Consider the following 18,582-nt stretch of genomic DNA (forward strand, 5'->3'; position numbering starts at 1 on the left):
GTGAGAAAGAGCCTACAAATCTAACCTTTAGATATTTAAGTGCAGGTAATTAATTATGTTACTTTTAGATCCGAAAACCCTCGAACCTGCTATCGAACAACGCATTATTTTATATGAGGTGAGTTGGGAGCAATACGAGCAGCTTTCTGATATGTTTGTCGATGAATTCCCCAGGATGACTTACTTGGAAGGAACGTTAGAAATTATCATGACGACTTCGCCAGAACACGAAAGGCTCAAAAAAATTATTGCCCGGTTGATAGAAACCTATGCGGTTGAAAGGCTAATTAATCTCAACGGTTACGGAAGTGCTACATTTCGCCGCGAAGCTGTGAGACGGGGTGCTGAACCAGATGAGTGTTACTGTTTAGGTTTACTTGCAGAAGTCCCGGATATTGTGATAGAAATTTCTCTAACTAGCGGCGGTATTGACAAGCTGGATGTGTATCGCGGTTTGCAGGTTCCTGAAGTCTGGTTTTGGGCTAACGAGCAATTTTCTCTTTACCACTTGCGGGAGTCTGGTTATGAGTTAATTTCGAGGAGTGAATTTTTGCCTGAGTTAGACTTTTCTGTATTGAGTCAATATGTAGGATATGTTAACCAGACTGAAGCTGTTATTGCTTATAGAACTGTTTTGCAAACAGCTACAGGAATGTCAAATCAATAGAGAGCTCTAGAAAAGCCAGTATTGAACAGGCAAGATGCCTGTTCCACAATTAAAAAAAAGCCCGTGAAGCGTAGCTATCCCGCAGGGAATCGCACTTTACAAAAAAAACTACAATAAAATCTACAATAAAATCCTATGCCATTGATCGCACTTTCCGACTCTCACATTTTATCCATGCGTACCCACGCCGAAAGCGCTTATCCTGAAGAATGCTGCGGTTTGTTGCTCGGTCGAGTTACTAGCGATGTTAAAACTGTGGTAGAAGTTTGGCCAACTGACAATGCTTGGAGTGCGGAAGCTGAGGAGAATTGGCCTGAACAAAAAGGATTGACAGAAAGACGCAGATATGCTATCCGACCCGAAGATATGTTGCGGGCGATGAAACATGGGCGCGATCGCACTCTGGATATTATCGGTATATATCATTCTCACACGGATTGTCCCGCAGTGCCCTCAGAGTGCGATCGGACATTGGCGTGGGCCGAATACTCTTACATCATTGTGTCCGTCCGACAAGGCTGTTCAGAAGACCTCCGCAGTTGGAGTCTTGACGGAGAGGGGAACTTTCAAGCAGAGGAAATTCTCGCACTGGAACCGACTGAGATTAAGAAATAATTAGTAAAAATAACAAACACGTAAAAATGCGAAAGATTCAGATAGGATATAATTCAAAATCTGCGCTACACACAATATCATGCTAAATCCTAATCTGGACGAGATCCAGCTCAACAAACAAGAATACGAACGCTACTCTCGCCACCTCATCCTCCCAGAAGTTGGATTGGAAGGGCAGAAGCGTCTCAAAGCTGCCAGCGTGCTCTGCATCGGTACGGGAGGTCTCGGTTCGCCGCTGCTGCTGTATTTAGCCGCCGCCGGTGTTGGCCGCATTGGGATTGTAGACTTTGATGTTGTAGACCATTCCAATTTGCAGCGGCAAGTAATTCACGGCACTTCTTGGGTTGGGAAACCGAAGATTGAGTCGGCTAAAAATCGGATTTTAGAAATTAATCCTTTTTGTCAAGTTGATTTGTACGAAACTCGCGTTAGTTCGGAAAATGCGATCGACATTGCCACTCCTTACGATATCATTATCGACGGTACGGACAACTTCCCGACTCGCTATTTGATGAACGACGTTTGCGTGCTTTTAAACAAGCCCAACGTCTACGGTTCTATCTTCCGATTTGAAGGGCAAGCAACAGTTTTCAACTACGAAGGCGGCCCGAATTATCGCGATTTGTACCCAGAACCCCCGCCTCCTGGGATGGTTCCTTCTTGTGCAGAAGGCGGCGTTTTAGGCGTTTTGTGCGGAGTTGTCGGGTCTATCCAAGCAACGGAAGCTATCAAAATTATCTTGGGTCAAGGCACTACTTTGAGCGGCAGATTGTTGCTTTACAATGCCCTAGATATGACTTTCCGGCAATTGAAACTGCGGCCGAATCCAGTGCGCCCGGTAATTGAAAAGTTAATCGATTACGAACAATTCTGTGGCATTCCTCAAGCAAAAGCGCAGGAAGCAAGTCAGCAAACGCAAATTCCTGAGATGACTGTCACGCAACTTAAGGAGTTAATCGACAGCGGTGCGAAAGATTTTGTCTTGTTGGATGTTCGCAATCCCAATGAGTATCAAATTTGTCAAATTCCTGGGTCGGTTTTGGTTCCTTTGCCGGATATCGAACACGGCGCAGGTGTCGCCAAGGTCAAGGAATTGTTGAACGGCCACCGCTTGATTGCACACTGCAAAATGGGCGGACGTTCTGCGAAGGCTTTGGGGATTTTGAAGGAAGCGGGAATTGAGGGGATTAATGTTAAGGGCGGGATTACTGCTTGGAGTGAAGAAGTAGACCCATCTGTACCTCAATATTAAGCTCAATCTTTTTCTGGGGCGGGTTTAGCTAATATCACGAGATACAAGCGAGTAAACTGTGGTCATTAGTGTCAACTTACGCTGAACAACCTTTGTATCTTTCGTTCACAGCCGAGTCGAGAAACCTCTAAATTCCCCTTTTTTAAGGGGAATTTGACCTTTAGTAGTGAAGCAGGACACGGCAATGCCGTGTCCCTACAAAAAACGCAGATTAACCCAACCCTTCAACTAACAAATTCCGAGCACTTTCCAACGCTTCCTGCAACTTACTTGCATCGCGTCCCCCAGCTTGCGCCAAATTAGGCCGCCCGCCGCCTTTTCCGCCGCAAATTTGAGCAATTCCCCCGATAAACTTGCCAGCTTGCAATCCTTTTTTATTGACTTCTGGACTAAAAGCAGCCACCAAACTTACCTTATCGGGTTCAGGAATTGATGCCAAAACAACCGCAGCATTTCCTAACTTCTGCTGCAATCTTTCCGCCGCAGTTTTCAGCGCTTCTGTATCCACATCTCCCAATTGAGATACAATGATTTTGAATTCGCCGACATCCTCAGCGGCACTCAGCAACTGGTCGGATTTCGCGATCGCCAATTCCGACTTCACAGCAGCCAAATGTTTCTGAGTATCCTTCAACTCATTCTGCAAATTAGTAATCCGGTTCGGCAATTCTTCAGGCTTCGCCTTAAATCGATCGCCCAAATCGCGCACTACCTTATCCCGCACGTTCAAATAGTCCAAAACAGCTTGACCCGAAACCGCTTCAATCCGGCGAGTTCCCGCCGCTACGCCCGCTTCGGAAACAATCTTAAACAGCCCGATTTCTGCGGTATTGCTGACGTGAGTCCCCCCGCACAATTCCATCGAAACGCCGGGAAAATCGATCACCCGCACCACGTCGCCGTACTTCTCGCCAAACATCGCAGTCGCGCCTTTTTCCCTCGCAACGGCGATCGGCATTTCTGCAACGACCGCAGCGTGCGCCTCAGCAATCCAACTATTAACTAAATCCTCAATTTTCTGCAACTCTTCTGCTGTGACAGCGCGCGGAGAATTGAAATCAAACCGCAATCTCTCTGACGATACCAGCGAACCAGCTTGCGAAATCGAATCGTCCACAATTTTCCGCAAAGCTGATTGTAATAAGTGAGTTGCTGTGTGGTTAGCCTGAATTCGGCGGCGACCGCTATTGTCAATCTTCGCCGTAATACTATCGCCAACTCTCAGCGTTCCCCGTTCCACAAAGCCGAAATGCACGAAGAAATCCGATTCCTTCTTCACATCATCAACTCTTACTAACAAACCATCACCATTATCTCCACTTTTCAAATAACCTTTATCCCCAATTTGTCCGCCGGATTCTGCATAAAACGGCGTTTGGTTCAAAACAACTTGTACCTCGGTACCCGCGGCTGCTTCCTCCACAGATTTGCCGTCAACCAAGATAACTTCCACCTCAGCTAAACTCGACAATTCAGCATAACCGACAAACTCAGTTCCTTGGATTGTTTCAGCCAACTTATCCAAAGAACCCTGCACGGTTAAATCGATTGTTTGGCGAGCATCTTTAGCGCGAGTTTGCTGTGCTTTCATCGCCGCTTCAAAGCCGTCCAAATCCACAGTTATTCCCTGTTCCTCAGCAATTTCTTGAGTCAGTTCTAAGGGGAAACCGTAGGTATCGTAAAGAGTGAAAGCATCTTGACCGCTGATTTGTTGGTTTGCTTGCTGTTTTGTGCGATCGACAATTTCCTCCAGCAGCTTCTCTCCGCGTTCCAAAGTCTTGAGAAACTGCGCCTCTTCCCTTGCCAATTCCGCCTTAATTTGAGCTTCCCGCTGCCGCACGTTCGGATAAGCAGCTTCCGAAAGGGCGATCGCACTTTCAGCCACCCGCACCGTAAATTCGCCCTGAATTCCAATCAGTCGCCCGTGGCGTACCACCCGGCGAATCAACCGGCGCAAAATGTAACCGCGACCAACATTCGACGCGCGAATTTCGTCCGCAATCATGTGCACCACAGCCCGAATGTGATCGCCAATTACTTTCAGCGAAACCTTGACTTTTTCATCGCTATTGTGGTAATCAATTCCGGCAATTTCTGCGGCCGATTGAATGATCGGAAAAATCAAATCTGTTTCGTAATTATTGGGGACTTTCTGGAGGATTTGCGCCATCCGTTCCAGTCCCAAGCCAGTATCAATATTTTGATTTTGCAGCGGTGTTAAATTGCCCTCTGCATCTTTATTGTACTGCATGAAAACCAGGTTGTAGAATTCAATAAACCTGGTATCATCTTCGAGGTCAATATTGTCACCTCTCTCTGGGTGGAAATCATAGTAAATCTCCGAACACGGGCCGCAGGGGCCAGTCGGGCCGGATTGCCAGAAATTGTCCTCTTCTCCCATGCGCTGAATGCGATCGCCCGGAATGCCAATTTCATCGCGCCAAATCGCAAAAGCTTCGTCATCTTCTCGGAAAACGCTAACAACCAAATTCGACGCTGGTAAACCGAAAACTTCCGTGGAAAGTTCCCACGCCCAGGCGATCGCCTGTTTCTTGAAATAATCCCCGAAACTGAAGTTACCCAACATCTCAAAAAACGTGTGGTGGCGGGCGGTGCGGCCGACGTTTTCGATGTCGTTGGTGCGGATGCACTTTTGAGAAGTCGTGGCGCGCGGTGATTCGGCGGCGCGCTGTCCGAGAAATATCGGCTTGAATTGTAGCATTCCGGCGATCGTCAGCAACACTGTCGGATCTTCGGGCACCAAAGAAGCACTCGGCAATATCTTATGTCCCCGCTGAGCATAAAAGTCGAGGAAGGTTTGGCGGATTTGGCTGCCACTGAGAAACTTAGGAGAAATAGACATGACAAAAACACTTAAGTATGTAAAGATGTAGCAACAATAGAATTTATAGGACTTACGCACGGGTGTCCAGAAACCCGCTTTTCCAACCAAAATACTTGCTTAAAATCCTCAATCTGGGTAGAAAAACCCGGTTTCTTCGTTACGAGTGCGTGAGTGCTAACTTACATCTATTTGGAGATTCATATCATTATACTTAGTAATGTAAAGACCTATCAAGTTTTGCAAATAGTGCTTTACTCCTCCGAAAGGCCATGCTAACTTAATAATAGACACCGGGACAGAAAGAGAAAGGAGGTCGCTATATTTAGAAAGAAAGTTCAAGGATATAGGCATGGTGTCTCCGGTCTAGATTCCCAGGCGCAGCAGAAATTAACCGAACACAACTTGGAATAGTGGCGAACTGCCGATCGAGCAGTCAAGCCAAACCGCAGTCAAGTAAGACTTAGTTGTCGTTGCTGATTAAAACTAAAGCTGCACAAGTTGTAAACCCTAGTAAGTAACAGTTCTCAATCGGAAACACATCTCGTTTGTTAGAAAAAACAAAGTTCTCATATTATTGGGTCTGATCGCTGTCGATCGGGCCCTATGAATTTTTGGGCGATCGCAGGAGGAGAGGGTTTGAGGGGGAGTGAGAGAGAGGGGCAGAGTTTGACTGTATAAGTGCTTTCTGCTCAAAGGCTAAATCCCTGGGAGCCGATCGGCGAGCGATCGGTGCAGCTTTTGAGTTATATATTATATATAATAGGACGTGGGCGCCCGCCCCCGCCCGCTTTTTGCCTGGGATCAAGGGCTGTGGTATGAGGCACGGTCAAGATGCGATATGATTGAATATGTCAGTACAAGACATTAAAATCTACCCCGCTGTCCTGTATAGCAGCAAATCTACGCTTCTCTGAGCTTGCTGCAAGCCAAGGATAGCCAACCGCCATTTTTGGTGACAAGACCAGGCTCAAAAATTTGAATCTCAGGATATTTAGAGTCAAGACTCTAAAAAATCCCATCCCCGAGGCAGGGGTAAGAGTTCAAAAAATAAAAGCCCGCCCACTCAAAAAAGCTAGTGCCACCAACAACGGTAGTAAATCACTAGCACACTTCTTAAACTCACAATCTGCGGAAATTCTAGGTACAAGCATGGCCGAAATAACTAAAGAAGAAATGCGCGAACGGCTGGGAAATATTGACCAGATCCGGGATATAATTTTTGGAGCGCAGCTTAGAGAATACGACAATCGCTTCGATAAAATAGATTCCGACTTGTCGATGATGCAGCAAGATATGCAAGCTCGCATCGAACAAGTAAAAACAGTTCTTTCAGGAGAAATGAGGGCTGCGGTTGATTCGTTAGAAAAGAAAGTTAAATCGCTCAGCTCAAACACCCAAGAAGAAAGCGCAGACATCCGTCAGCAAGTCGATCGCGTTAACCGAAAATTCTCCAGCAGCATTGAAGCCCTCGACGAGGCTATTGACAATCAAACCCGTTCGCTTCGCGACGAACTCTCCCAAACCAGAGAGCGACTATCTGAAGAAACCCGCACTTTGAAAACACAGGTTTTTGAAGAACTAGATCGTCGCTTTTCTATGCTCAGAGATGTTAAAGTTTCTAGAGACGACATGGCAGAAATTCTGTTTGAACTCGGTATGAGGCTCAAAGGAACAGAATTTGTACCCGAACTTAAAGGCGTTGCGGATAATAAGTTAAATACCGAATTTCTGTTGCCGGAGCGCCACCATAACGGATAATAACGCATGGCTTTACCGAAAGAAAATCCGGCTGACGAAAATGAGTTAGAGGGTTTTGTTTCTCAACCTGACGAGTCTGCTGCCGATGCAGCAACCCAGCTAGAACCCTTGCTGAATCTGTTAGTCGATCTCAAAATTATTGCAGGTTCCAACCAGCAAAATGCAGAGCCCGAAGATGATAGCAGTGGCGAAAATAATCAAGCTGGGGCCCTCGGCGGGTTGATGGATTTGTTAGGTATTTCTGAACAAGCGCCAGAGGAAGTTGCAGCGAGTGTAACCGAAACTGGATCTCGCACACCTGAGTCGGGCGATTCCCCGCCTGTTGCAGACGAGTTCAAAAGTTTGCTATTCGCTACTCACAAACTCAACACTTCAGAACTGGAAAAAGACTATTCCTCAGCTAAAACTATAGATGTTTCCGCGATCGCCCAGCCGGATTTGGAGGAGGCATCAAAGCCTGTCGAGGAATTGTCTAACTTGACAATGAAAGATTCTCTACAGGAAGTACAGGCTCAAGAATCCCACAAGTTCGATCGGCAACAAGATATTTCCCCTCCCGAAACCGAGTCAAAATCCTCGGAAATTCCCGATAATCCCATAGTTTCCACAGTCTCAGAGCCACCCGAAACTGCAGATTTAGATCCGGTGGTTGCTTCGCTTCAATCGATGCCAAACTTGGTAGAACAGCCGACACCGATATCGCAGCCAGGAGAAATATTAGGCCAAATTAAACAGGATTTAAATGAAGCCGACAGCGCGATGGAAAGGCTGCAAAATCTGATGTTCGGAGCGCAAATCTCGGATATCGAGCAAGTAAAAAGTCTGCTGGCAGAAAACGATTTGCCGGGGGTGCGCCACCTGATGGCAACAATCGACGATAAATTAGGAAAATTGGAGCACCAAATCTACGAGCCCCAAGAGTTGATTGAGTTGATGTTGCCTTGGATCGCAGAAATTCTCAGCCGTAAAATTGCCGATTCCAGAGAAGAAGTTGTCAAGGCGATCGTCCCAATTATTGACGAAGTGATTAGGGCAAAAACTCACGAAAACAAGTCGGCAATGAGTGCGGCAATAGCTGAGCTGCTTCCCGACGCACTTGCTCAACAAATAGTGAATTCGCCAGCGGAAATTGCCAAGGCGATCGCCCCAGAAATCGGTCTGGCGATTAAAGAGCAAATTCGCCTCGACCAAGAGTCGATCGCCCAAGCCCTCGCCCCCGAAATGGGCAAAGCGATTACAGCCCAAATAAAACTTGAACGCGACTCTATGGTGGATGCGCTCTATCCCGTAATTGGCAGTACAATTGCCCGATACATGGCAGAAGCTATTAAGACAATCAATGAAAAAGTGTCAAATGCCATCAGCGTTGAAGGATTCAAAAGAAAAATTCGCTCCAAAGTACAAGGAGTTTCCGAAGCTGAATTAATCCTCCAAGAATCAGTACCCTTCACCGTCCAAGCAGCATTCTTAATTCAAAAAGCATCAGGCTTAATAATTTCTGAAGTTCAAAACTCAGAAAGCTACCAGTTAGAATCAGAAATGGTAGCAGGAATGCTCACAGCTATTCGCAGCTTTGTCAACGAGTGCATCGTGCAGCCGGGAGAATCTTCCGAACTAAATCAAATTGAATACGGCGCCTCAAAAATTCTGCTAGAAGTAGCGGGATATTGCTACATAGCCGTCGTGATTAAAGGAGAACCGCCAAACTTGTTCATCCAAAAAATACGACAAACCGTTAGTAATCTCATCCTTAATTATGGTCAAGTAATTCACGAGTTTAACGGCGATCCGGGTACTATACCGGACTCGCTGCACCCCTGTATAAAAACTTTATTCGACCCGCTACAAACGGAAAAATCAACAAAACCCCCGATCGCCCTAGCTGCTATCAGTTTAGCCACCTTGAGCTTAATCTTAGTACCTTGGGGAATTTATCAGTACCGCAGCAGTGTTGAGCGCCGCCTCGAAGCAAATGCCATCGCAGCTTTAGCATCCACTCCCGAATTAGCAGTTTACCGCTTAGATGTGGCAGTTGATGGCAAAACTTTAAAGCTAAGCGGTAAGTTGCCAAATCAAGAATTGCGGGCACAAGCAGAAAAAATAGCCGCATCAACTGCACCAAAATTGCAATTAGATAATAGAATTATAGCTGTAGATGTCCCCCCAGATCCAGTTTTGACGGCGGCTGAGGTGCAGCGGATTACCGCCGTTTTGAACCAGAGAGAGGGCGTTTCTATTTCTACGCGGTATGGCGATCGCAAACTTACAGTAGAGGGCCGAGTTAGAGACGGTGCAGAGGCACAGAAAATAGCTCAGTCCCTGAAGCAAATTCCCGGTGTTCAGTCGGTCATCAGTACGATTAAATTAGAGCCGCTGAAGATTACAACCCGCATCTACTTCGAGCAAGGAACGACAAAATTAGACTCAACAGATGAAGAAATCATCGCCAGTGTCAAAAAATTCATGGATCAATATCCTCAAAAACAGATTAAGATAATTGGGCACAGCGATCGAAGAGGAGAACTTGCTACAAATCAACAGTTGTCGCTCAGGCGTGCCGCAGCCGTGCGAGATGCTTTAGTGCGGCAAGGTGCTGATCCAAAGCGCCTCCAAACGGTTGGCATCCCCCATCCTCCTGCCGACGTGGAACCTAATCAACCGCGAATTTTAAGCAGGTGCGTGCTATTTGAACCCATAACTAAGACCATAAACACTAAATAATTATGTCAGTTACTATAGCTAAAAAAATGTGTATGATCGGCGATTTTGGCGTGGGCAAAACCAGCCTGATCCGCCGTTTTGTCGATCGGCAATTCAGCGACCAATACCTCTCCACCGTGGGAGTAAAAATTTCTCGCAAAAACGTAGAATTAGAAGGCGTAAAACAGCGGGAAAACGTGACTGCACAGTTGCTGATTTGGGACTTAGAAGGCCATACAAAATTCAAAGGAATAGCACCGACTTACTTGCAGGGAGCTAGCGGCGTTTTAATCGTTGCCGATGTCAGCCGATCCGAAACAGTTGAGCGAATCTCCGAACACATTCAGCTTTTTTCTTCAGTCAACCCTAAAGGCTCAATTATCGTCGCTTTGAACAAAGTAGACTTGATTGACGAGGAAAAATTGGCGCTGCTAGTGGAAATATCCCATTCCATAAGTAAAGACAAAGTAATAGCAGTGTGCACGACATCTGCTAAAACAGGCAAAGACGTTGATGAAATTTTCTACAAACTAGCTTACACAATGGTAGAACAATTATGAATCCACTGTTAAGAAAACTGTTAGGCCCGCGACAAACACAGTATTTTGTAGTTAATCACCATTTTATCATTCAGGCAACCTCCGCCGAAGTGCAGCATTATGCCGATACTCCGGGCGAGGCGATACCCGGTGCAGATGCGCGCCTAAGTTTTCCCGAACTGATTGGCATTGAAAATATCCTCATGTCTATCATTATGGGACGGTTGCCGGGTTTTGAAGTCAAAGGTATCGCTCGGTTTGCCGACCCGAACCGCCCTTTATACTTTGATATGTTGGCTATCAAATATGAAGAAGAACAAGAAGATGTGCCAAGTAAATTGCTAATTTTGATTGAAGATACCACCGAAAAGATGGTAATGAAGCAATCCTTGATTCAGAGGGCGAATGAAGCTAATCTTTTGGTTAGTGCCTTAGCCGCTTCTAAAGATTATATAGATAAAGTTATTCGTTCGATGGGCGATGCTTTGTTGGTGACAACAACATTAGGAACTATCAAAACAATCAATCAATCTGCACAATGGTTATTTGGGTATAGCGAAGCAGAATTGATCGGCAACCCCCTGTCTTTAATAGTAGTAGAAGAAACATTAATTTACCAAGCTCGCCACCGCTATATTTTGTCTCAAAAAGAGCTGCGGAGAGAACTAGAAATAGTCTGCACTACAAAAGCAGGAGAAGAAATTTGGGTAGAATTTTCCTGTTCGGCAATTCAGACAGAACTAGAGGGACTTTACGATTTCATTTATATAGGTAGGGACATCACAGAACGCAAACAACAAGAAATAGAAATTCGTCGTTCTTTAGCAAAAGAGCAAGAACTCAGACAGGTAAAATCTCGTTTTTTCTCGATGATTGCTCACGAATTCGGCAATCCTTTAAGTACAGTATTATTTGCTACTAAAATCCTCCAAGACTACGGCGACGATATCACCCACGCGGAAAAACAACAATACCTGCAACACGTTAAATCAGCATCTCAACAGATGGCTCAGCTATTAGATGACGTGCGGTTGCTAAGCAGCGCCGAAGCAGGAAAACTCGAATTTTATCCCGCACCAGTTGACTTAAAAAAATTTTGCAGCGAGTTAGTAGAATCAATTAAAATTAGTTCTGGAAAAAATCATACAATTAACTTTATTTATCAAGAATTAGTTACGCCCGCGAAACAAAATGATACCGACTCGCAGGAAACGCAACAGTGGCCCGCACTAGATCCAAAATTGCTGCGGCACATCTTGACAAATTTGCTGTCAAATGCTGTCAAATATTCGCCCCTCAATAGCCATATTTATTTTGAATTAAATTGTCACAATAATGAAGAAGCTACATTTAAAATTAAAGACGCAGGTATTGGCATTCCTCTCGAAGACCAAGAACAACTCTTTGAATCTTATTATCGAGCCAAAAATGTCGGAAAAATACCCGGTACAGGACTGGGTTTATCCATAGTCAAGCAGTGTGTAGACTTGCACGGAGGTCAAATCGAATTTTCGAGTGAGATAGGGCTAGGCACTACCTTTATAGTCAGAATTCCATTTGAGAAACAGAGATAAATAAATTAATTTTATATAATTAGATCCAGAGGGCGCCTTCAATACTAAAAACCTCACATGAAAACCTTGTTAAAAAAACTGTTAGTTCCCCACAACTTGGAGTACCTAGCACTGGATAAAAACTTTTTAATCCAAGAAATCTCTCTGAAAGTGCAGCGGTTTGCGGACTGTCCCGAGGAAGTAGTCGCCGGCAACGATGTCCGCATTCCCTTTCCCGAATTAGTGGGAACTGAAGAAATTTTAATCGATATTTTTGAGAAACGTTTACCAAATTTTGAATTAAAAGCGATGACGCGACTATTAGAAAATGGTTCGCGACTTTATTTTGATATGTATATAGTCGAGTTCACCAATGACGAGAATTATCAGAGATTAATTATATTTTTTCAAGACGTAAGCGACAGGATGGCTTTAGAACAAACTCTAGTGCAAGCTACCAATGAAATGGATATTTTATTGAGTACCTTAGCTGCTACTAATAATTATGTTGAAAAAATTATTACTTCAATGGCCGAAGTTTTGTTGGTAACAACAGCCTCGGGAAAAATTAAAAAAGTCAATCAAGCGGCTCAAGATTTGTTCAGTTACAGCGAATCAGAATTAGTAGGCCAGCAAATAGACGCTCTTGCGGCTTTTGGCTCCTCTTTGCAAGCACTCAGCCAGGAGCCTCAACACTTGCAAACTAACGCCGAAGTAATTTGCACGGCAAAAACCGGAGAAAAGCTAACAGTTTCGTTTTCCTGTACGGCGATTTCGACTGATATTAAAGGTTTTTCTGGCTCAGGACCCGCCCTTCAAGATTTCGTGTACATTGGCCGCGATGTCACAGATAGACAGCGCGCCCGCAAGCGACAAATAACTCAGTACGTCACCACTCGCATCCTGTCGGCATCCGAAACAATCAAAAAAGCTATAGCAGCTATTCTCCCCGTAATTTGTGACAGCTTGGGATGGGATACTGCCGAACTTTGGATGCCCGAATCTGGGGAAAAACTGCTGTCAGAAACTAAGAGAATAACTGCGGTTTCCGACCCCAATTTGCTTCGCTGCGTCGCCAGTTGGACAAAACGCTCAGTTTCTATCCCCAAATTTGCCGAATTTACCGAACAAATGACTTGTGCGTTTGGCGAAGGATTACCCGGTTTCGTTTGGGCTAGCGGTTCCTCTCAGTGGATTGCCGATGTCGCAAAAAGCGACAGTTGTATGCGCCGCGAAATCGCTGCTGAAGAAGGGCTGCACGGAGCTTTTGGTTTTCCAATTGTGGGCGACTACGACCCGGACAATTCTGCAAAGTCTGTGTTGGGGGTGATGATTTTATTCAGCCGCGAAGTGCAGTGTTTTGATGAAGAATTGCTCCAGATAATGGCAACCATCGGCAGCCAACTCGGTCAATTTATCAAGCGTAAGCAAGCGGAAATAGCTTTGCGGGAAAGCGAAGAACAACTGCGAGACTTATTTGAAAATGCTACTGACTTAATTCAAAGTATTGGAGCCGACGGTCATTTTTTGTATGTAAATCGGGCTTGGCGGGAAACTCTGGGCTACACCGAAGCAGACATTGCTCAAATGACTGTTTTTGATATCATTCATCCGAACAGTTCGCCAGAGTCTCTGGATATATTGTATCAAGCTATTACCGAACAGACGGTAAATGAAAATACATTGTATCCAGACTCTATTGAACTAACATTTATTACTAAATATCAGGAAAAAATTTTACTAGAAGGCAGCATAAGCTGTAAATTTGCGGTAGGTTCGCTAGTAGCAATTCGCGCTATTTTGCGAGACATTACTGCTCGAAAAATGACCGAAGACGCCCTAGCAAAATCTGTGTCCCTGCTGCTAGCAACTTTTGATTCTACTGCGGACGGTATTTTAGCGATTGACAGGAGCGGAAAAATCGTCACTTTCAATCGACAATTTGTGGAAATGTGGGGCATCCCTGATGAAGTGATGGCACTGCGAGACGAAGCCACAACGATCGCCTTTGTGCTGAACCAACTCAAAGAACCCCAAGCATTTCAAGAAAGAATACAATCGCTTTACGAGCAGCCAGAAGCCGAAAGTTACGACTTGTTGGAATTTCAAGACGGCAGATTTTTTGAACGCTATTCGCAACCGCAGCGGCTGGGGAATACAATTATCGGCAGAGTGTGGAGTTACCACGACATTACGGAACGCAAACAAGCAGAAGATGCCCTGCGGGAAGAACAAGAAAAATCAGAAAAGCTGCTGTTAAATATCTTGCCCAAGGCAATAGCAGAACGCCTCAAGAAAAACGAAACTACTATTGCCGAATACTTTCCGGAAGTGACTGTTTTGTTCGCCGACATTGTGGGGTTTACTGCTTTGTCTGCTGTCATGAATCCGATCGAACTCGTGGATCTCCTAAATAAGATTTTCTCAGGATTCGACCTTTTGTGCGAACGGCACGGTTTAGAGAAAATCAAGACCATCGGCGACGCATACATGGCAGTAGGAGGGCTGCCTGAACCCAGGGCAGATCACGCAGATGCGATCGCCAAAATTGCCCTAGATATGCAAGCAGAAATAGCCAGATTTAATGCTAATAATAATAAATATTTTAGCATCCGCATCGGCATTCACAGCGGCGCGGTTGTTGCCGGAGTAATTGGTATAAAGAAGTTTATTTATGATTTATGGGGCGACACGGTAAATATTGCTTCCCGCATGGAATCTCAGGGTTTGCCTTGGCGGATTCAAGTGAGCGAAACTACTTATAAATTGTTGGAAAACAAATATTTATTTCAGGAGCGAGGAATGATTGAAGTTAAAGGCAAAGGGGTAATGAAAACTTATATTCTCATTGGTCGAAAATCAGGCAGCTCATCAGTCATCAATCATCTGGCTGATGACTAAAAGTATTGCTAAAGTTAATTAGCAATATTTTTTTACCAAGACTAATGGAACTTGCTAATTTGTCGGCAAATTTACGATCGCCCGACGAAGCTGTCGATCGCCACCCTGTGACGGTTGCGCCCTCAACTTCGCTCGCAGAGGCGAGCGCCCTGATGCGTCGGACGAGCAACCCTTGCCCACTGCCTAATTCACCTGCATTTCCCGACTCAAACGAAACTGTAAAAGCATCTATTAGTTGCGTCTTAGTTGTCGATGAAAATCAGCTAGTCGGACTGCTAAGCCCGGAAGATGTGCTGAACTTAGCCGCCGCCCAATACGGATGGCAAGGCATGAAAGTTGCCGACGCAATGACGCGGAATTTAATTGTCTTACAAGAATCAGAATTTACAGATCTTAATACCGCATTCAAGCTATTTTGTCAATACTCGATCGATTGCTTGCCAATTGTAGATGAACGGGGTCAGCCAGTAGGTATAGTCAGCGAAAAAAGGATTCGCCCAGCAATGTATAGCTGGATCGAGGCACTGCATCAAGAAGTGGCAAAACTCCAGGAACAATGCGAACTGTTAGAAGGCAATTGTGAACTAGAAAAAGCCAGCGATCGCCAAAATGCCGAAAATGCGATGCGGCAGAGCGAGGCGCGCTACCTGGCGATTGTGGAAGACCAAACCGAACTGATTTGCCGCTACCTCCCAGACGGTAAAATAACTTTTGTCAATCAAGCTTACTGCCGTTATTTCGGCCTGCAGCCGTTCGACTTACTCGGCAAATGCTTCATGTCCATGCTGCCAGAAGCAGACCGAGAAATTTTTCAACAGCAATATACTTCTGTGTCTCCCGACAACCCTATTTTTACCTGCGAGCACCAAGTAATTTTGCCGAGCGGGGAAATTCGCTGGCACCAGTGGATCGATCGGGCGATATTCGACGAGAGCGGACAAATCGTCGAGTATCAAGCTGCTGGCCGGGATGTCACGGATCGCAAACAAGCAGAAATCGCTTTGCAGCAGCTCAATGCAGAGTTAGAACGGAGAGTGCAGCAGCGGACACAATGGTACGAAATGGCAGTATCGGCAGGCAAAGTGGGGGTTTGGGACTGGAATTTGGAAACCGACGAAATCTATATTGCTCCGTCTTTGAAAGCTTTGTTGGGGTATCAGGACGCAGAGATTCCTAACCGCATGGAAAATTGGGCGTCTCAGGTTCATCCCGACGATCGAGTTGCAGTCGAGGAAGCAGTAAATGCTTATCTAGAGGGTGTGACAGAAATTTATGAAGTAGAACACCGGATGCTGCGTAAAGACGGCAGCACCTGCTGGATACTTGCCCGCGGCAGCGCGATCCGATCAGCTTCTGGCAAGGCCTTGCGCCTGACTGGCACTGACACCGACATTACCGATCGCAAATTGACCGAAGAAAAACTCCAAAACTCCGAAGCTGAACTGCTGGCACTGTTTAACGCCATGACCGATATCGTCCTGGTTTTCGACGCAAGCGGCCGCTACCTCAAAATCGCCCCCACGGCTCCCGAACTGCTGTACAAACCTGCTCCTGAAGTGCTGGGCAAAACCGTCGCCGAAATCTTCCCAGAAGCGGAAGCTAATTTTGCTCTGATCCACATTCGCCAAACATTGGCATCTGGCCAAACCCACAGAATTGAATACAGGATGGAAATTGGCTGCAAATTATTTTGGTTTGATGCCAGTATTTCGCCCCTGGATTGTGATCGGGTGATGTGGGTCGCCCGAGACATTACCGCTCGCAAACAGGCAGAAGCTGCACTGCAAAAGAGTGAGGAAAAGTTTCGCAACTTATTTGACGATGCTCCGATCGCGCTTGGTTTGGCAAGCCTGCGCGACTTCCGCACGATCAAAGTGAATGGAGCTCACCGCCAGATGTTGGGCTACAGCGATTCTGAGTTGGCTAGCATGACTTTTACTGAACTCACGCATCCAGAAGATTTACAAGCAGATGTAGAGGAAGTCAAGGAGTTGATCTGTGGCAAGATTTCTCGCTTCCAAAGGGAAAAACGCTTGATTAAGAAGAATGGCGAGCTGATGTGGGCAAACTTGACGGTGACGCTGATCCGCGATCGCGAGGGCATTCCTCTCTACAGCATGGGGGCGATCGAAGATATCAGTTATCGTAAGCGAGCAGAAATGGAATTTCAGCAGTTAAAAGAACGCCTGCAATTTTTACTTGGTTCTAATCCGGCGGTAATTTTTACAGCCGCACCGATGGAGGACTTTTGTACTACTTACATCAGCGACAACGTTCAGACAATCTTTGGCTACGACCCCCAACAATTGTTAGCAGATTGTAAATTTTGGTCTAGCAGGATTCACCCTGAAGATCGACCACAATTTCTAGTAAATTTTTCGGATTTGTCCGAGGAAAAAAATTGCATTTGCGAGTATCGTTTTCTACACCAAGACGGAATTTACCGTTGGCTAAGGACGGAACTAAAACTATTGGTTGACAGCATGGGCATTCCGATCGAAATTATTGGTTATGCCGCTGATATCAGCAATTCTAAATATGCCGAACTCGCTAGGGGGCAGCAGTTCGAGCAAGAACGGCTTGTGGAGGCGATCGCCCGTCGTGTCCGCCAGTCTTTGCAATTAGAGGAAATTCTCAACACCACGGTTGCCGAACTCCAGCAAGTATTATTAGCCGATCGAGTTTTGGTTTATCAACTTTTACCCACAAGCGGCGGGCGAGTAATTGCTGAAGCCGTGGCCCAAGGATGCAGCCAACTCGTGGATAGATATTTTGGGGAAGAGGTTTTTCCGATCCAAAGTTATCAGCTTTATCTGCAAGGGCGAATTTCTGCGATCTCCGAACTAGATGACCCCTCCATTACACCTTGTGTGGTGGAGTTTATGAAACACATTCAAGTTAGGGCAAAGTTAGTAGTGCCGATTATTCAGCACAGCCAAGTTTGGGGATTGCTGATCGCCCACCAATGCGATCGCCCTCGTGATTGGAAAGAATGGGAAATCAATTTATTTCAGCAGTTGGTGAATCAATTGGCGATCGCCATTCAGCAATCTCTACTTTACCAGCAACTGCAAGCTGAACTGAGCGATCGCAAACAAGCAGAAGCAAATTTGAAAAACTCCCTCAGAGAAAAAGAAATTTTGCTCAAAGAAATTCACCACCGCGTCAAAAACAACCTCTGCGTAGTTGCCAGTCTGTTAGAATTGCAATCAAACACAGTTGCCGACCCGCAAGTAAGCAAAATGTTTGAAGAAAGTCAGAATCGCCTTTATTCTATGGCTCTGATTCACGAAAAACTGTACCGCTCGACTAACCTAGCCCAAATTAATTTTGGCGAATATCTCGAAGATTTGGTAAGTAATTTGTTTCACTCTTACAATATTAGCAACAACCAAATTCAGTTGCAGGTATTAGCTGAGCCAATTTCCCTAAATCTTGAAACTGCTACTCCCTGCGGTTTAATTGCCAATGAATTGGTTTCAAATACCCTGAAACACGCTTTTCCTGATGGCACAACTGGTACAGTTAGTGTTGAATGCTATCAAACGGGAGAGCAAGAAATCAACCTCTTAGTTAAGGACAACGGCATTGGCTTTCCTCAAAACTTAGATTTTCGGAAGACTCATTCGATGGGGTTTCAAGTTGTCTGTACTTTGACCGAGCAGTTAGAAGGAACTATCGAAATATCCCGAGAATTGGGTACATCTTTTCACTTAAAATTTAACGAGTTAAACTACTTTCAAAGATTGTAA

10 protein-coding genes are annotated in these 18,582 nt (G+C 45.4%); 9 read left to right on the plus strand and 1 reads right to left on the minus strand.

The annotated features are described in order from the left end of the window. The first annotated feature begins 55 nt into the window (after window positions 1–55). The 3 genes from QUB25_RS00395 to moeB all read left to right on the plus strand — a co-directional run bounded on the left by QUB25_RS00395 (window position 56) and on the right by moeB (window position 2,534). Window positions 56–667, plus strand: coding sequence for a Uma2 family endonuclease (locus tag QUB25_RS00395; protein WP_333181455.1), 612 nt, complete (start codon window positions 56–58; stop codon window positions 665–667). A 135-nt stretch (window positions 668–802) separates the two neighbouring features. Continuing rightward, window positions 803–1,282 carry a M67 family metallopeptidase gene (locus QUB25_RS00400; RefSeq protein WP_333181457.1) on the plus strand — a complete coding sequence of 160 codons (480 nt, stop codon included), beginning with the start codon at window positions 803–805 and terminating at the stop codon, window positions 1,280–1,282. Between the two features lie 79 nt (window positions 1,283–1,361). Next, the gene (gene moeB, locus QUB25_RS00405; protein ID WP_333040839.1) at window positions 1,362–2,534 is read left to right on the plus strand and encodes a molybdopterin-synthase adenylyltransferase MoeB; all 1,173 of its coding nucleotides are present in this window, start codon (window positions 1,362–1,364) and stop codon (window positions 2,532–2,534) included. 211 nt (window positions 2,535–2,745) lie between these two features. On the opposite strand, the gene alaS is transcribed toward moeB, so the two are convergent. Further along, window positions 2,746–5,397 carry an alanine--tRNA ligase gene (alaS, locus tag QUB25_RS00410; protein WP_333181459.1) on the minus strand — a complete coding sequence of 884 codons (2,652 nt, stop codon included), beginning with the start codon at window positions 5,395–5,397 and terminating at the stop codon, window positions 2,746–2,748. Window positions 5,398–6,528: 1,131 nt separating this feature from the next. On the opposite strand from alaS, the gene QUB25_RS00415 reads away from it, so the two are divergent. From QUB25_RS00415 to QUB25_RS00440, 6 genes are read left to right on the plus strand one after another with little or no spacing between them, the layout of a single operon-like run. Then, on the plus strand, window positions 6,529–7,137 hold the full coding sequence (locus tag QUB25_RS00415) for a hypothetical protein (protein ID WP_333062315.1): 609 nt from the start codon (window positions 6,529–6,531) through the stop codon (window positions 7,135–7,137). A 6-nt stretch (window positions 7,138–7,143) separates the two neighbouring features. After that, a complete protein-coding gene (locus tag QUB25_RS00420) occupies window positions 7,144–9,858 on the plus strand; it encodes an OmpA family protein (RefSeq protein WP_333181461.1) in 2,715 nt (904 codons plus the stop codon). A gap of 2 nt (window positions 9,859–9,860) precedes the next feature. Continuing rightward, window positions 9,861–10,397: a Rab family GTPase gene (locus tag QUB25_RS00425; RefSeq protein WP_333181462.1), complete on the plus strand. Its 537-nt coding sequence runs from the start codon at window positions 9,861–9,863 to the stop codon at window positions 10,395–10,397. Continuing rightward, complete coding sequence (locus QUB25_RS00430) at window positions 10,394–11,950, plus strand: PAS domain-containing sensor histidine kinase (RefSeq protein WP_333181464.1); 1,557 nt, start codon at window positions 10,394–10,396, stop codon at window positions 11,948–11,950. Before QUB25_RS00425 ends, QUB25_RS00430 begins: the two co-directional genes overlap by 4 nt. Window positions 11,951–12,007: 57 nt before the next feature. Next, complete coding sequence (locus QUB25_RS00435; RefSeq protein ID WP_333181466.1) at window positions 12,008–14,830, plus strand: adenylate/guanylate cyclase domain-containing protein; 2,823 nt, start codon at window positions 12,008–12,010, stop codon at window positions 14,828–14,830. Between the two features lie 44 nt (window positions 14,831–14,874). Then, entirely contained in the window at window positions 14,875–18,582 is a 3,708-nt protein-coding gene (locus QUB25_RS00440; RefSeq protein WP_333181468.1) for a PAS domain S-box protein, read from the plus strand.

Origin of the sequence: Microcoleus sp. B3-D7 (genome assembly GCF_036705305.1) — a bacterium.
Classification (GTDB): Bacteria; Cyanobacteriota; Cyanobacteriia; order Cyanobacteriales; family Microcoleaceae; genus Microcoleus.

Bases quoted from the DNA above. Each gene is read 5' to 3' on its own strand.
- QUB25_RS00395 (WP_333181455.1), top strand. From the start codon at position 56: ATGTTACTTTTAGATCCGAAAACCCTCGAACCTGCTATCGAACAACGC.
- QUB25_RS00400 (WP_333181457.1), top strand. From the start codon at position 803: ATGCCATTGATCGCACTTTCCGACTCTCACATTTTATCCATGCGTACC.
- moeB (WP_333040839.1), top strand. From the start codon at position 1,362: ATGCTAAATCCTAATCTGGACGAGATCCAGCTCAACAAACAAGAATAC.
- alaS (WP_333181459.1), bottom strand. From the start codon at position 5,397: ATGTCTATTTCTCCTAAGTTTCTCAGTGGCAGCCAAATCCGCCAAACC.
- QUB25_RS00415 (WP_333062315.1), top strand. From the start codon at position 6,529: ATGGCCGAAATAACTAAAGAAGAAATGCGCGAACGGCTGGGAAATATT.
- QUB25_RS00420 (WP_333181461.1), top strand. From the start codon at position 7,144: ATGGCTTTACCGAAAGAAAATCCGGCTGACGAAAATGAGTTAGAGGGT.
- QUB25_RS00425 (WP_333181462.1), top strand. From the start codon at position 9,861: ATGTCAGTTACTATAGCTAAAAAAATGTGTATGATCGGCGATTTTGGC.
- QUB25_RS00430 (WP_333181464.1), top strand. From the start codon at position 10,394: ATGAATCCACTGTTAAGAAAACTGTTAGGCCCGCGACAAACACAGTAT.
- QUB25_RS00435 (WP_333181466.1), top strand. From the start codon at position 12,008: ATGAAAACCTTGTTAAAAAAACTGTTAGTTCCCCACAACTTGGAGTAC.
- QUB25_RS00440 (WP_333181468.1), top strand. From the start codon at position 14,875: ATGGAACTTGCTAATTTGTCGGCAAATTTACGATCGCCCGACGAAGCT.